The organism is Bradyrhizobium sp. USDA 4503, from assembly GCF_054055815.1.
The window spans coordinates 6,780,419-6,793,898 of record NZ_JBSRXS010000001.1; the positions used below are offsets into that span (position 1 = coordinate 6,780,419).

The following is a 13,480-nucleotide window of genomic DNA, read 5'->3' on the forward strand; positions in this document are numbered from 1 at the left end:
GGCCTATTCCGAAACGTGGCGGCCGCCTCTGTCTGCGAATGCGCGCAGGCCTGCGGGTGAGCCGGTCATGTCCCGTTCCTGCCGTTGCGTGCCGCCAGCACGTGCAGCAGCGCCACCTGCGTGTCGTCGCGTTCGCGCTCCATCCGCGGGATCGGCGTCTTGCCGAAAGATGCCGCGGCCTGGTCGATGATCTTGCGCTGCAGCGCCTCGTCGAGATCGATCTCCGGAATCACCTTGAACGACGCGGCCATGTTCTTGCCGAGGTGCTGGAAGAACGATTCCAGCCCGTTCGGTCCACCACCCATGTGGAACGAGCTGAACGGCCCGTTCACCGCCCAGCGCAACCCGATCGAGCTGGTGACGACGTCGTCCAGCTCGTCGACCGTGACGACGCCTTCCTGCACGAGATAGCAGGCCTCGCGCATGATCGCGCGCTGCAGCCGGTTGGCGACGAAGCCCTGGATTTCCTTCTTGAGCACGCGCGGCACCTTGCCGAGCGCCTCGTAGAACGCCACGGCGTCGGCGGTGGCCTCTGGATCGGTGCGCTCGCCGGGAACGATTTCGACGAGCGGGATCAGATGCGGCGGGTTGAAAGGATGGCCGACCAGCAGCCGGCTTGCATCCTTCATCTCTTTCGCCTGTTCGGTGGCTGGCCGCGCCGAGCTCGACGACAGCAGCAATGCATGTTTCGGCACCGTTGCCTCGATTCGTGCCCAGAGCTGCTGCTTCCACTCGGGCTTCTCCGGCCCGTTCTCCTGCACCAGGTCGGCGCCGGCGACGGCGCGCGCGAGGTCCGGCTCGAAGCGCAGGTTGCGCTCCAATCCCTCATGCGGCAGGCCGAGCTTCAGCAATGTCGGCCCGATCTTGATCAGGGCGTCCTTGACCGTGGCCTCGATGCCGGGCTGCGGATCGTTGATCACGACATTGAGCCCGTGTGCGAGAAACAGCGCCGCCCAGGAGGAGCCGATGACACCGGCCCCGATGACGCACACATTGCGATAGCGGTTGAGCGCCGCGGCGCGATCTGCGGATGATGGCATGGCTTCCTCCGACGTGCCCGCTTATCGCGGCTGATCGAGATAGTTGTGGCAGCGCTTGGCGCGGGACAGCGTCAAGTCGGTCATGATGTGGCTACACGCGACGATCTCGCGCACCGGAAAATCGGCCATCGGGGCCAATGCGTGGGCGAACAGCTCCAGCCGGGCCGGGCCGGTCCAGGCGCCCTTGACGGTGATGTCGGTGATCTCGGAGCGCAGCAGTTCGCAGATGCGCGGCTCGCCCGCCGGCTTCGGACTGTCATAGGTCCACAGGATCTTCAGCATGAAGGTCGGTACGCAGATCTCGGCCTTTGCCTTTTCGAGGTCCAGCGCGCGGTGCTTGTAACCCATCGTCGCGGTGGCCACGCGCAAGCTGCCGTAGTCCATGGTGCCGACCAGGGTGTCGGAATCGACATAGAGCTTCGGCTTGCCGATCACCTTGGGATAACCGCTGATCTCGCGCCCCGATGCCAGCGCCGGCAGGTTGTCGAGGTACATCGCGTGAAGGTACTCGCCCTTCTCGTCGCCATAGCGCACCTGGACGGCCTGGCCGCATTCGGTGTAGTCGCCGAGACCGGAGGTGTCGGGCATCCGCATGATCTCCCAGCGAACCAGTGGATCGTCAATCTCCAGCGGCTCGGGAACGACTGCGCGCAACGCCTCGATGTCGGTGCGATACAGGATGTTGAGGTATTCGCGGTTGTTGAAGCGGAACGGTCCGCGGGGAAATGCCGGGGCACCGATCGGTGTCGTCAGCTGCTTGAGAACGTCTTCCCGTCGCATCCGCTCCTCCCTTGTTGGCGCTTGCCGTGGTCCGTACCGCCTCCGGGTGCGTGCCGGTTGTCGAGCAAGGCGTCGCGAGCCTAGCGATCTCGGCAAACGGAGAAAGGTGCGATTGGACCGCCGACCGGGTGACTTCCGGACGCGGGTTGCGGCGCGCGCGCGTGGATACGCGATTATTGCGTCGGGTACGGGATCGGGCTTACGTTCGACCGATCGTCAATCGTGGAGCAGGAATGCGCGGAATGCCAGGGACATGCGGTTGCAATGACTAGGCAAGAGTCGCACCTACGCCAATCGCCGGGTCGAATGCTCCCCGGCTTCGCGCAACGAATATTCCCGCCGCATTCGATCGCAGCCATCGCGGCCGAGCTTCGTGAGCAGGGCATTGATCCATCTGAGGTTCTGGAGGGCACCGGGCTCGCGATCGGCCAGCTCGAATCCCATACGACGCGCATATCGTATCGGCAGCTCGACACGGTGATCCGCAACGCGCTGCGGCTGGCAGGCGACCCGGCTATCGCGCTGCGCTCGGGAGCGCGAATGCATGTCACCGCCTATGGCATGTACGGGTACGCGCTGCTGAGCAGTGCAACGCACGCGGAGGCGCGCGACTTCGCTGCGCGATACATCCGTGTGGTGGGGCCGTTCTGCGATTTCGACCTCTCATACGATCGAGAGACGGTGGTGGCGACGTTCCAGCCCATGCACTGGCCGAATCCGACCGAGAGTGTGCATCGCTTCGCGGTCGAGTTCGCACTGGCCGCGCATCTGACGACGATTCGCGACCGCTCGGGCCAGGGCTTCGGCTTCTCGCGCGTGCTGCTCGACTATACGCCGCCGCCGTCCGCCGCGGCGTATCGTGATCTCTTCGGGTGCCCGGTTTTGTTCAATCAGCATCATTGTGGATACGAATACATACGCAATGACGGCCCACGGGCGCTGGCGAATCCGCGAACCCACGCCATGGCGCGGGAGATGTGCGAGGAGATCCTCGGCGAGGTGAATCGCGCCGGTGGCGTTGCTGCCGATATCCGCCGGATACTGATCGAGCAGCCGGGTCGTTACCCAAGCATCGAGGCGATCGCCGAACAGCTCGATATCTATCCCCGCGCGCTGCGGCGCAGGCTCGAGGCGGAGGGAACCTCATATCGCAGCCTGCTTTCCGAGGTGCGCATGCGGCTCGCGATCGAGTATCTGCGCAAGACGCGCATGACCAATGAGGAGATCGCAAGCCGCCTCGGCTACAGCGACGCGGCTAACTTCCGCCACGCCTTCTCGCGCTGGACCGGCAGGAATCCATCCGAATTCCGCGGCGAGGAGGGTCTTTGACCCCGAGATATCTGGGGGGCTTCGCCAGCTGTGTCCGGAGTTCACCGCCAAATTGGTTCAATCGAACCTTTTGTGCGACCGAAGCGCGCGTAAGCTCGGCACCGTGGTTGCGCTCGCGATCGCGTTCTCCCAACCTGGACCGCCCTCCCTCGGCGGTCTTTCTTTTGGCCGGTCTTGTCCGGAACTCACCTGCAAACGCGACCAATCGAACCTTCTGCTGCCCGGTCCGGCTGACTAGCCTCACTTCAGCTTGCGGGCACCGGATTGCTGGACCCGAAGCAGGCGCGGAAGGCGGACGAGGACGCTCGTGTATCACCCGTCACCAAATCTCCTGCAGTGTCTCTATTCGCCGCAACGGATCGCGGCGGTGGTGCACGTCCTGGCCGAGGAGGGGATCTCAGCGTCGCGCGCGCTCGGCGCGACCAATTTGAGGCGTGCTGACCTCAGGGATTCGTCGGTACGTGTCTCCTACCGGCAGGTCGAGACGGTATTTCGCAATGCGATGCGGCTGTCACGGAATCCGGCGATCGCGTTTCGCGCCGGAGAACGAATGCATGTCATGGCTTACGGCATGTACGGCTATGCCATGCTGAGCAGCCCGACGCGGGCCGGAGTCATTGACTTTGCGGCCAAGTATGGTCGGATCCTCGGAACGGTCGCCGACATCGACTTCACCCGCAAGGGCGATACGGTGAGCTGTCTGCTCGAGCCGTTGCTTTCGCGCGATCCGGCCGATGACGTCTATCGGTTCGCGCTCGAGTTCGCCTTTGCGACCTATCAGACGCTGAGCCGCGACGTCTATGGCAACTCGTTCCGCTTCTCGAAGCTGAGCGCCGCCTATGCGTCGCCGCCGCACGCCGGGACCTACGACCGCATCTTCCAGTGTCCGGTCGAGTTCGGCCAGCGCAGGAACGCGCTGGAATTCGACACTGCCTGGATCGACCGTCCGGCGGTCTGCCCCGACGAGATGACCAGGGCGATGGCCGGCCGAATCTATGATCAGCTTCTCGATCCTGTCGCGCGGGACGACGGTCTTGCTGCCGACATCCGGCGACGGCTCGTCGAGCATCCCGGCCGCTTCCCGAGTATCGAGGCGATGGCGGCGGAGCTTGCAATCCATCCACGGACGTTCCGCCGCAGGCTGCAGCTGCAGCGGAAAACCTACCGGCAGATCGTCTCCGAGGTCCGCATGCAGCTCGCGGTCGGTTATCTGCGCAACACGCAAATGACCAATGACGAGATCGCCGCGCGGCTTGACTACAGCGACGCGGCGAACTTTCGCCACGCCTTTGTCCGCTGGACCGGCAAAAGCCCGTCGGACTTCCGCGACGGCCGGGCGCCAGGCATCGCAGCAGGCGCGCAAGATTCATTGGCGGATGTCCCAAACTAACCGGTCAAGCGGGCCAATTGCACCTTTTACGGGTCTGACCTGCTCGATAGCGTTTTGAGACCAAGAAGATGCGCGGTTGCGCGATCGGGGTCTGCATGGCGCCGCTCGCGGCGCCGGGCAGTAATCATAAAATGTCGGGTCGTGCGGGACACACCGCGTGATCCGGGAGGGGACATTCTGACATGAATATGGTCGTCGACCGCTCTGCGCCGCCGTCGCAATTGCTGCTCGCGCTCGAGGTGCGCGGGATCTGGGAGCTGCAGGCGTTCTTCGCAAGCTATCCGCTGCTTCGCCGCGCGCCGCGCGGGGACGGACATCCGGTCCTCGTCTTGCCGGGGCTCTCCGCCAGCGATATCTCGACGCGACCGTTGCGCGCCTACCTGAAGGCGCAAGGCTATGCGGTCCACGGCTGGAAGCTCGGACCCAATCGCGGACCGCGTCCCGGCGTCGAGGCTGCCATGGACGCAAGGCTGGCCGAGCTCGCCGAGCGATACGGTCGCAAGGTCAGCCTGATCGGCTGGAGCCTCGGCGGTGTGTTTGCGCGCGAGATTGCACGGCGCGCGCCCGATCTGGTCCGCCAGGTGATCACGCTCGGCAGCCCGTTCGCCAATGAGCCGAAGGCAAGCAATGCCTGGCGTCTCTACGAGATCCTGAGCGAGCGCCAGGTCGACGACTGGCCCGACAGGGACATCATGAAGTTGCCGCCGCCGGTACCGAGCACGGCGATCTACTCACGCACCGACGGCATCGTCTCGTGGTGGGGGTGCCGCGAGCAGCATGCCGAGCGGACACAGAACATCGAGGTCGAAGGCAGTCATTGCGGGCTCGGGCACAATCCGGCCGTGCTCTATGCGATCGCGGACCGCCTCGCGCTCGGGGAGGATGAATGGTCGCCATTCGACCGCAGCGGTCTTCGCGGCATGGTGTACCCGGATCCGGATCGAGCCGATGACAGCGCCGCCCTGTTCCGGCCGCGCTGGGCGGCCGCCTGACGCGCAGTCCACGGGACGGCGTTTCGCCGCCGCCAGCCAAGTACCGCAAGGAGGACGTCGATGGGGACCGATGACAGGCAATCCGACACAGCCGGCACGGGAGCGATGCCGTGGCTCGGGGACCTGAAGAAAATGGCCGAAAAGTTCACGCTGCCCGGGTTCGATATTGCTGCCCTGGTCGAATGGCAGCGCAAGGACATGGAGGCGTTGGTCGAGGCCAACAGACAGGCCTACGAAGGCGTCCAGGCGCTGGTCAGCCGGCGCAACGAGATCCTGCAAGAGACGCTCGCGCAGTGGCAGGCGGCGATGCAGGGCTTCGCAAGCGGTGAAGCTATGACGAAGCAGACGGAGACTGCCAAGCAGCAGGTCGAGAAGGCGGTCGCGGATTTCCGCGAGCTGTCGCAGCTGGAAGCGCAGGCGCGCAACAACGTCTGGAAGGTCATGCAGGACCGCATGCAGGAGAACTTCGCGAACCTTCAGAAGCTGTTGCAACCGAAATAGCGCTGCGCGTGTGAGGCGTAAACCATCGGGGGAAAGCCATGAGTCTGGCCAAGTTGCAGGACTTGACGGGGCGCGTTGCGCTCGTCACGGGCGGATCGCGGGGGCTCGGTCTTCAGATCGCCGAGGTGCTGGGCGAACTCGGCGCCAAGGTCGCGATCACCGCGCGAAAGCGGGATGAGCTTGATGCCGCGGCTGCTCACCTCAAGGGGCTTGGCATCGAGGCGCTTCCGGTGGTGTGCGATATGGGCAGGCTGGAGACAATCCCGCCGATGATCGAGCAGGTCGTGGCCGCGCTGGGCCCGATCGACATCCTCGTCAACAATGCCGGTACGTCCTGGGGCGCCGCCACGATCGAGCATACGCTCGACGGCTGGAACAAGGTGATCAACCTGAATGTGACCGCGATCTTCGTCGCCACCCAGGAGGTCGGCCGGCGCTGCATGGTACCGCGGCGGAGCGGAAAAGTGATCAACATCGCCTCGATCCAGGGCCTCACCGGCTGCTATCCGGAAGGCACCCCGACGCTGGCCTACAACGCGAGCAAGGGCGCGGTCGTCAACCTGACCCGCACGCTTGCCAATGAATGGGCGCCGCTCGGCATCAACGTCAACGCGATCGCGCCAGGTTATTTCCCGACCAAGATGACCGCACAGCTCGACCAGAGCGCGACCGCGCATATGGCGCCGATGAATCGCGAGGGTGGCCCGGAGGACCTCAAGGGCGTCGCCGCGCTGCTCGCCTCCGATGCCTGTGCATTCATCACCGGCCAGACCATTGCGGTCGATGGCGGCGTGACCGCCGTCTGATCCGCAAGACCATAGAAGGGAGAGATCTCATGAACGATATGCCCTGGATCCGATCCTATCCCGACGGCGTGCGTTGGGACGTCGAGATAGCTCCCGGACCAGTGCAGAAGATATTGGGCGGCGCCGTTGCCAAATGGCCGGATCGTCCCGCGATCGATTTCATGGGCAAGCGGATCACCTATGCCGAGCTCGGGCGGCTCACCGATCGTGTGGCCAAGGGCCTGCAGCTCCTCGGCGTCAAGCCGGGCGTCCATGTCGGCCTCTATCTGCCCAACACGCCGCACTACATCATCTCGTTTTTCGGCATCCTCAAGGCAGGCGGCACGGCGGTGAACTATTCGCCGCTGGACGCTGCCAAGGTGCTCGAACACAAGATCGAGGACAGCAAGACCGATATCCTGATCACGCTCGACATGGTTTCGCTCTATCCGCAGATGTCGGCGATGCTGGGCAAGACAAGATTGAAGAAGCTGGTGGTCGGGTCGCTCGGCGAGATCACGGCTGACCCCGACACCGTCGTCAACCAGATGAAGGCGGCCAAGCAGCTGAGCGACGTCGCCTGGGACGATCATCACATCAGCTTCGGCCAGCTGACGCACAATGATGGTGTCTACCAGGCCTATCCGATCGATAATCCGCGCGAGACCATCGCCGTGCTGCAATACACCGGCGGGACGACGGGGCTGCCGAAGGGGGCGATGCTCACCCACGCCAATCTGACCAGCGCGTGCCAGCAGTACCGGGCGACGACGGCCGGCTCGCCGCCGGTGCTGGTCGACGGGCAGGAGCGCTTCCTGGCAGTGTTGCCGCCGTTCCACATCTATGCGCTTTCTGTGAATGTGCTGTTCGGCGTCCTGATGGGCGCGGAAATCATCCAGCATGTCCGCTTCGATCCGAAGGCCGCGCTGGAGGAAATCTCGACCAAGTCGGTCAGTGTCTTCTGCGGGGTGCCAACCATGTTCACCGCGCTGATCAACCATCCGGAGACGCCGAAGCATAGCTTGCGCGCGCTGAAATATTGCGGATCCGGCGGCGCGCCGTTGCCGCTCGAGGTGGCGCAGCAATTCGCCTCGATCACCGGCTGCAATTTGAGCGAAGGCTGGGGCATGACCGAGACCTCGCCGAGCGGCACCTACACGCCGGCGCAGCATGGCGCCATGCGCAAGGCCGGCTCCTGCGGGATGCCGATGCCCGGAATCGTCATCAAGTTCCTCAATGTCGACGACAGCAGCAGCTATGTGCCGCTCGGCGAACGCGGCGAGATCTGCATCAAGGGCCCGAATGTGATGAAGGGCTACTGGAACAAGCCGGACGCGACGGCCGAGGTGACTACCGCGGACGGGTACATGCGCACGGGCGACGTCGGCTACATGGATGAGGATGGCTTCATCTTCATCGTGGACCGCACCAAGGACATGCTGCTGTGCAGCGGCTACAACGTGTATCCGCGCGTGCTCGAAGAGGCGATCTACAAATATCCGGCGGTCGAGGAGGTCGCCGTGATCGGCATCCGCGACGAGTATCGCGGCCAGTCGCCGAAGGCCTTCATCAAGCTGAAGGCGGATGCCAAGCCGTTCAAGCTGGAAGAGCTGCAGGCGTTCCTGAAGGACAAGCTCGGCAAGCACGAGATGGTGCAGGCGCTCGAAATCCGCGCCGAACTGCCGAAGACCGCGGTCGGAAAGCTATCGAAGAAGGAGCTGTACGACGAGGAGGAGCGCGCCGCCCGGGCGCAGGCCTGAGATCGCCTGCGCGAACCGGATCGGCAGCGGCGGACAGGTGTCGCGCCTGGGCAATGACCGCGACGCGCCAGATATCGGCACGCCGTCATCAAGACGGCGATCGCCGTCACAACGTCAAGGGAGGGAAGAATGGATCAACTCAGCAGCATGGATGCATCGTTCCTGCATCTCGAAACGCCGGAGACGCCGATGCATGTCGGCAGCCTGATGATCTTCGATCTCCCCGAGGGTTATCAGGGCGACTACTACGAGGATGTCAAGGAGATGCTCGGCAAGCGTCTCCATCTCTCGGCATTGCTGAACCGCAAACTGGCGCAGATGCCGTTCCAGCTCGCCGAGCCGGTCTGGACCGAGGACGATGATATCGAGCTCGATTATCACGTGCGGACTGTCACCTTGCGGCGTCCAGGCACCATGGCGCAGCTCGAGCAACTGGTCGCGCGGCTGCATGCCTCGCTGCTCGATCGCAGCCGTCCGCTGTGGGAGATGTATGTCATCGATGGCCTCGAGAACGGCCAGGTCGCGTTCTACACCAAGGCGCATCACAGCGGCGTCGACGGCAAGGCCGGTGTGGAGCTCGCCAAGGTGCTCTATGATGTCTCGCCCAAGATGCGCGAGGTGCCGCCGCCACGGCGCAAGCGCGCCTCCGGGCAATACCAGCTCGGCGTGACCGAGCTACTGCAGGCGGCGGCCAACAATGCGGCCCAGCAATACCGCAAGCTCGCGGAGCTGCTGCCGACGGCGGCCAAGGCGCTCGGCACCGCCGCCACCGTGATGGCCAGCCAGCGCTCACAGAAGGGGGAGCGCTCGCTCAGCCTTGGACTGGCTCCGAAGACGGTGTTCAACGATTCCATCACCAACCAGCGCTCCTACAGCACGATGTCGCTGCCGCTTGCCGACATCAAGGTCCTGGGCAAACGTGTCGGCGGCACCGTCAACACCATCGTCATGGCGATGTGCAGCATCGCGCTGCAACGCTTTCTCGCCGAGCGCGGCCTGCTGCCCAAGGAAGCCCTGATCGCGATGGTGCCAGTCAGCCTGCGTGCCGAAGGCGACAAGGCGATGAACAACCAGGTCTCGGCGGTACGCGTCGACCTGGCGACCGATATCGATGACCTGCCGACCCGGTTCAAGGCAATCCACGCGTCATCCGAGGCGGCCAAGGCAGTCGTGCGCGAGCTCAAGCCGGTGCTCGGCGTCGATGTGCCGATCACGGGGTCGCCGTGGCTGATGACGGGGCTCGCCTCGCTGCTTGGCCGCTCCAACCTCGCCAGCCGCATGCCGGCAGCGGGCAACGTGCTGATCTCCAACGTGCCGGGACCGGGGCAGCACCTCTACATGGCCGGCGCACGGATGGTGCATTATTTCCCGGTTTCGATCCCCTATCACGGCAGCGCGCTGAACATCACGGTGCACAGCTATGCGGGACTGCTTGAGTTCGGTCTGACCGCATGCCGGCGCGTGCTCTCGCAGGACGAGTCCTACGAGATGATCGAGCACCTGCGCGCCGCCCTGCGCGAGATCGAGGCTCTGCCGTCGGTCGAGGCCGAGATCGTCGAGCTGCAACCTGCGGCTCAAGCGAAGGCGCCATCCGCGACCGCGGCGTCGGTGACGGTCATCCAGACCGACGAGGTGCCACCGGCCGCCGCAAACGACAAGGCGAGCCGGGCCAGCTAGGCGCGGAGGCCTTCAACGCTTCACATCGCCGGAGCCGGGACGCCACCGCGGTCTCCCGCCCGGCGCCGGAATCAAAAGAACATTTGGAGGAAACTAGGATGCACCCACCCGCCGCAAAGGGATCGCTGTCGGTATTGGAAAGTCCGGCGCATAAATCCCTGTTCTCGAAGATCGATTGGCGCCTGATCCCGCTTCTGCTGATCGCCTACATGATCGCCTATCTCGATCGCATCAATATCGGCTACGCGCAGCTGCAGATGAAGCAGACATTACCGTTCGACGATGCAGTCTACGGTCTCGGCGCGGGCATCTTCTTCGTCGGATATTTTCTGTTCGAGGTACCGAGCAACCTGCTGCTGGAGAGGATCGGCGCGCGCAAGACCCTGCTGCGCATCATGGTGCTGTGGGGACTCGCGGCATCCGCCATGATGTTCGTGTCGACGCCGTTCCAGTTCTATGTCGTCCGGTTCCTGCTCGGCGTGTTCGAGGCCGGCTTCTTTCCCGGCGTAATCCTGTACTTCACCTATTGGTATCCGTCGGCGCGGCGCGGGCAGGTGATCGCCACCTTCATGTCGGCGACAACGATCGTGTCCGTGATCGCCGGTCCCTTGTGCGGCTCGATCCTGAAGTATTTCGACGGTGCCGGCGGCCTTCATGGCTGGCAGTGGCTGTTCCTCGTCCAGGGTCTGCCGGCGCTGATACTCGGCATCCTGGTCTACGTCCTGCTCGAGGACAAGCCCGCGCAGGCCGCGTGGCTCTCGAAGGACGAGAAAGCCCTGCTCGAGGACACCTTCCAGCACGATGAGAAGGACATCGAGAGCGAACCCTCGGGAACGTTCGGGCAGATGCTCAAGGACCCCAAGGTCTATGTGTTGTCGTTCGTCTATCTGCTGCTGCTCGGCGCGACCTACACGATGGTGTTCTGGATGCCGACCCTGATCCAGAGCTGGGGCGTCAAGGATTTGTTCCTTGTCGGTGTTTATGCCGCGATCCCGAATGCCGCCGGCGTCATCGGCATGATCCTGATCGGCCGTCACTCCGACAAGTGGCACGAGCGCCGCTGGCACTATGCCGCCTGCGTCGCGATCGCCGCGTTCGGCCTTTTCATCACGACGATGCTGCAGGGCAACCTCGTCGGATCGATCCTTGCGCTGTCCTTTGCGGTGATCGGCATTGCGTCGGCGACGCCGCTGTTCTTCGCGCTGACCAGCGAATACCTCTCCACCGGTGCCGCCGCCGGCGGGCTTGCACTGATCAGCAGCCTTGGAAACCTAGGCCCGGCCATCAGCCCCTCGATCAACGGCCTGATCGTGCGGAGTACCGGCGACAACATCTACAGCATGTACTTCGTGATGGCGCTCTACGTGCTGTCGGGATTGCTGTTGCTGCTGTCGATGCGGCCTGCGCCCAGTGCGCGCCTGGCGATGGCGTGAGGACGAAACGAGCGGCCCGGCCCGCACGGAGCCGGGTCGCTCGACGCTCCGCGGGAATGCTGCCGGTGATCGAGCGAATATTGGGACACATGCGATGAGGATCGTTCTGCTGGGGCCGCCTGGCGCGGGCAAGGGAACACAGGCGAAGCGCCTGGTCGAGGAGTACGACATACCGCACCTTTCGACCGGCGACATGCTGCGTGCTGCGGTTGACGCGGACACCAGTATCGGACGGAAAGTCAAGGATACCATGGTGAGGGGTGGGCTCGTTCCCGATCAGCTCGTGATCGCCGCGGTGATCGAACGCATCTCGCAAGCCGATGCCAAGCATGGCTTTGTGCTCGACGGCTTCCCGCGAACGATGGCCCAGGCGGTCGGCCTCGACGATCTGCTCGATACCGAGGGGCTTGCGATCGACCATGTCGTCGAGCTCAAGGCCGACGAGACGGTGTTGCTGGACCGGATCGAGACGCGGTCCCGCGAGGCGAGAGCGCAAGGTGGCGCGGTGCGCGCCGACGACAATCACGAGACGCTCAAGCTGCGTATCGATGCCTATAACGAGCAGACCGCGCCGCTGGTCGACTACTACCGATCGCGAAACATCCTTCGAACCGTCGACGGACTGCAGCCGGTCGATGCGGTCGCCTTCGCCGTCGTCAAGGCGATCGGCCAAGATCGGTCGGTGATGTGATGCCGGCGACGCAAAGTCGCGACCCTCGGCTGTCCGGCTATCCCGACCGGATCGAGGTGCTGGGGCCATTGCGCAAGTCGCTTGGCGAGGTGAAGGAGACGGCCGACCAGTTCGAGCAGGCCCAGTTGTTGTTGCGGGCGATCGAACGGTTCTCGCGCAGATATGCTGCCGACCGGAACTGCGGCGGTGCACCCGCCGAGCTGGCGCGGCGGCGGCTTGTCGCACGCGCCGTTCGTGGATTGCGCAGAACCGTTCTGGCAACGAAGGGAGGCGCCTCATGTCGGCGAGCGGAAATGAAGGTCAATGCGCGCTGGTGACCGGAGCATCGGGCGGCATTGGGCTCGAGCTCGCGCGCGTGCTCGCGGCCAATGGCCTCAGCCTCGTGCTGCTGGCGCGCAGCCGCGACAAGCTGCAGAAGCTCGCGCGCGAGCTCGAGGCAAGTCATGGCGCCAAGGTGACCATCGTGGCCGCCGATCTGAGCGAGCCGGCGGCGCCGCAGGCGGTGTTCGATTCGCTTGACGACGCCGGCGTGGGGGTCGACCTGCTGGTGAACAATGCCGGTCTCTTGCTCGAAGGACGCGTCGGCACAATCGGCCTCGACGATCAGTTGCGGCTGCTGCAGGTCAATGTCGTGGCCATGACGGCATTGACCCGTCTGTTCCTCGCGCCGATGCTCGAGCGCAACAGTGGACGGATCCTGAACGTTGCGTCGGTCGCGGCCTTCATGCCGGTGCCGAATCTTGCGGTCTATGCCGCGTCAAAGGCCTATGTGCTGTCGTTCGGCGAGGCGTTGTCGCAGGAGTTGAGCGGCAGCAAGATCACGCTGACGACATTGTGTCCCGGCGTGACGGACACCGGAATGGTCCAGGGCACCAATCTCGGCAACATGCCAAGCATGATGATCATGGATGCGAAGACCGTCGCACAGGAGGGCTACCGCGCCTGCATGGCAGGCAAGCCGGTGCATGTCGCAGGGCTTGCCAACGAGCTGGCGGTCCAATGGATCAAGTATCAGCCGAGTTGGCTGCTGCGGGCCATCGGCGGTGTGTTCGGAAAGGCCGCACCGCCGAACTGACGTTTCGTGCTCGCCGGCAATGCACGG

Annotated in this window: 13 protein-coding genes; 11 read left to right on the forward strand and 2 right to left on the reverse strand. The window is 64.3% G+C overall.

Annotated elements, in window-relative coordinates:
• Positions 1-65: 65 nt before the first annotated feature.
• Positions 66-1,040, reverse strand: a complete 975-nt coding sequence (locus ACVMIH_RS32265; RefSeq protein WP_456864577.1) for a 3-hydroxyacyl-CoA dehydrogenase NAD-binding domain-containing protein — start codon at positions 1,038-1,040, stop codon at positions 66-68.
• Positions 1,041-1,061: 21 nt separating this feature from the next.
• On the reverse strand, positions 1,062-1,820 hold the full coding sequence (locus ACVMIH_RS32270) for an acetoacetate decarboxylase (protein WP_050400709.1): 759 nt from the start codon (positions 1,818-1,820) through the stop codon (positions 1,062-1,064).
• Positions 1,821-2,126: 306 nt separating this feature from the next.
• On the opposite strand from ACVMIH_RS32270, the gene ACVMIH_RS32275 reads away from it, so the two are divergent.
• The 11 genes from ACVMIH_RS32275 (at position 2,127) to ACVMIH_RS32325 (ending at position 13,453) form a co-directional block, all read left to right on the forward strand.
• Positions 2,127-3,149 (forward strand): AraC family transcriptional regulator, encoded by a 1,023-nt coding sequence (locus ACVMIH_RS32275; RefSeq protein WP_083714892.1) that lies wholly within the window; start codon positions 2,127-2,129, stop codon positions 3,147-3,149.
• Positions 3,150-3,456: 307 nt separating this feature from the next.
• Positions 3,457-4,539 carry an AraC family transcriptional regulator gene (locus ACVMIH_RS32280; protein ID WP_229189855.1) on the forward strand — a complete coding sequence of 361 codons (1,083 nt, stop codon included), beginning with the start codon at positions 3,457-3,459 and terminating at the stop codon, positions 4,537-4,539.
• A 182-nt stretch (positions 4,540-4,721) separates the two neighbouring features.
• The gene (locus ACVMIH_RS32285; RefSeq protein WP_057016379.1) at positions 4,722-5,531 is read left to right on the forward strand and encodes an esterase/lipase family protein; all 810 of its coding nucleotides are present in this window, start codon (positions 4,722-4,724) and stop codon (positions 5,529-5,531) included.
• Between the two features lie 60 nt (positions 5,532-5,591).
• Positions 5,592-6,032 (forward strand): TIGR01841 family phasin, encoded by a 441-nt coding sequence (gene phaP, locus ACVMIH_RS32290; RefSeq protein WP_456864579.1) that lies wholly within the window; start codon positions 5,592-5,594, stop codon positions 6,030-6,032.
• 38 nt (positions 6,033-6,070) lie between these two features.
• The gene (locus tag ACVMIH_RS32295; protein WP_057016377.1) at positions 6,071-6,838 is read left to right on the forward strand and encodes an SDR family oxidoreductase; all 768 of its coding nucleotides are present in this window, start codon (positions 6,071-6,073) and stop codon (positions 6,836-6,838) included.
• Between the two features lie 29 nt (positions 6,839-6,867).
• Positions 6,868-8,577, forward strand: a complete 1,710-nt coding sequence (locus ACVMIH_RS32300) for a long-chain-fatty-acid--CoA ligase (protein ID WP_456864581.1) — start codon at positions 6,868-6,870, stop codon at positions 8,575-8,577.
• Between the two features lie 129 nt (positions 8,578-8,706).
• Entirely contained in the window at positions 8,707-10,254 is a 1,548-nt protein-coding gene (locus ACVMIH_RS32305) for a WS/DGAT/MGAT family O-acyltransferase (RefSeq protein WP_083714891.1), read from the forward strand.
• Between the two features lie 98 nt (positions 10,255-10,352).
• Complete coding sequence (locus ACVMIH_RS32310) at positions 10,353-11,687, forward strand: MFS transporter (protein WP_057016375.1); 1,335 nt, start codon at positions 10,353-10,355, stop codon at positions 11,685-11,687.
• A 94-nt stretch (positions 11,688-11,781) separates the two neighbouring features.
• On the forward strand, positions 11,782-12,378 hold the full coding sequence (locus ACVMIH_RS32315) for an adenylate kinase (protein WP_456864583.1): 597 nt from the start codon (positions 11,782-11,784) through the stop codon (positions 12,376-12,378).
• Entirely contained in the window at positions 12,378-12,695 is a 318-nt protein-coding gene (locus ACVMIH_RS32320; RefSeq protein WP_456864585.1) for a hypothetical protein, read from the forward strand. Before ACVMIH_RS32315 ends, ACVMIH_RS32320 begins: the two co-directional genes overlap by 1 nt.
• Positions 12,656-13,453, forward strand: a complete 798-nt coding sequence (locus ACVMIH_RS32325) for an SDR family NAD(P)-dependent oxidoreductase (protein WP_456864587.1) — start codon at positions 12,656-12,658, stop codon at positions 13,451-13,453. The genes ACVMIH_RS32320 and ACVMIH_RS32325 overlap by 40 nt, the downstream gene beginning before the upstream one ends.
• Positions 13,454-13,480 lie beyond the last annotated feature (27 nt).

Coding starts and splice junctions, on each gene's coding strand:
- ACVMIH_RS32265 (WP_456864577.1), bottom strand. CDS start 1,040: ATGCCATCATCCGCAGATCGCGCCGCGGCGCTCAACCGCTATCGCAAT.
- ACVMIH_RS32270 (WP_050400709.1), bottom strand. CDS start 1,820: ATGCGACGGGAAGACGTTCTCAAGCAGCTGACGACACCGATCGGTGCC.
- ACVMIH_RS32275 (WP_083714892.1), top strand. CDS start 2,127: ATGCTCCCCGGCTTCGCGCAACGAATATTCCCGCCGCATTCGATCGCA.
- ACVMIH_RS32285 (WP_057016379.1), top strand. CDS start 4,722: ATGAATATGGTCGTCGACCGCTCTGCGCCGCCGTCGCAATTGCTGCTC.
- phaP (WP_456864579.1), top strand. CDS start 5,592: ATGGGGACCGATGACAGGCAATCCGACACAGCCGGCACGGGAGCGATG.
- ACVMIH_RS32295 (WP_057016377.1), top strand. CDS start 6,071: ATGAGTCTGGCCAAGTTGCAGGACTTGACGGGGCGCGTTGCGCTCGTC.
- ACVMIH_RS32300 (WP_456864581.1), top strand. CDS start 6,868: ATGAACGATATGCCCTGGATCCGATCCTATCCCGACGGCGTGCGTTGG.
- ACVMIH_RS32305 (WP_083714891.1), top strand. CDS start 8,707: ATGGATCAACTCAGCAGCATGGATGCATCGTTCCTGCATCTCGAAACG.
- ACVMIH_RS32310 (WP_057016375.1), top strand. CDS start 10,353: ATGCACCCACCCGCCGCAAAGGGATCGCTGTCGGTATTGGAAAGTCCG.
- ACVMIH_RS32315 (WP_456864583.1), top strand. CDS start 11,782: ATGAGGATCGTTCTGCTGGGGCCGCCTGGCGCGGGCAAGGGAACACAG.
- ACVMIH_RS32320 (WP_456864585.1), top strand. CDS start 12,378: ATGCCGGCGACGCAAAGTCGCGACCCTCGGCTGTCCGGCTATCCCGAC.
- ACVMIH_RS32325 (WP_456864587.1), top strand. CDS start 12,656: ATGTCGGCGAGCGGAAATGAAGGTCAATGCGCGCTGGTGACCGGAGCA.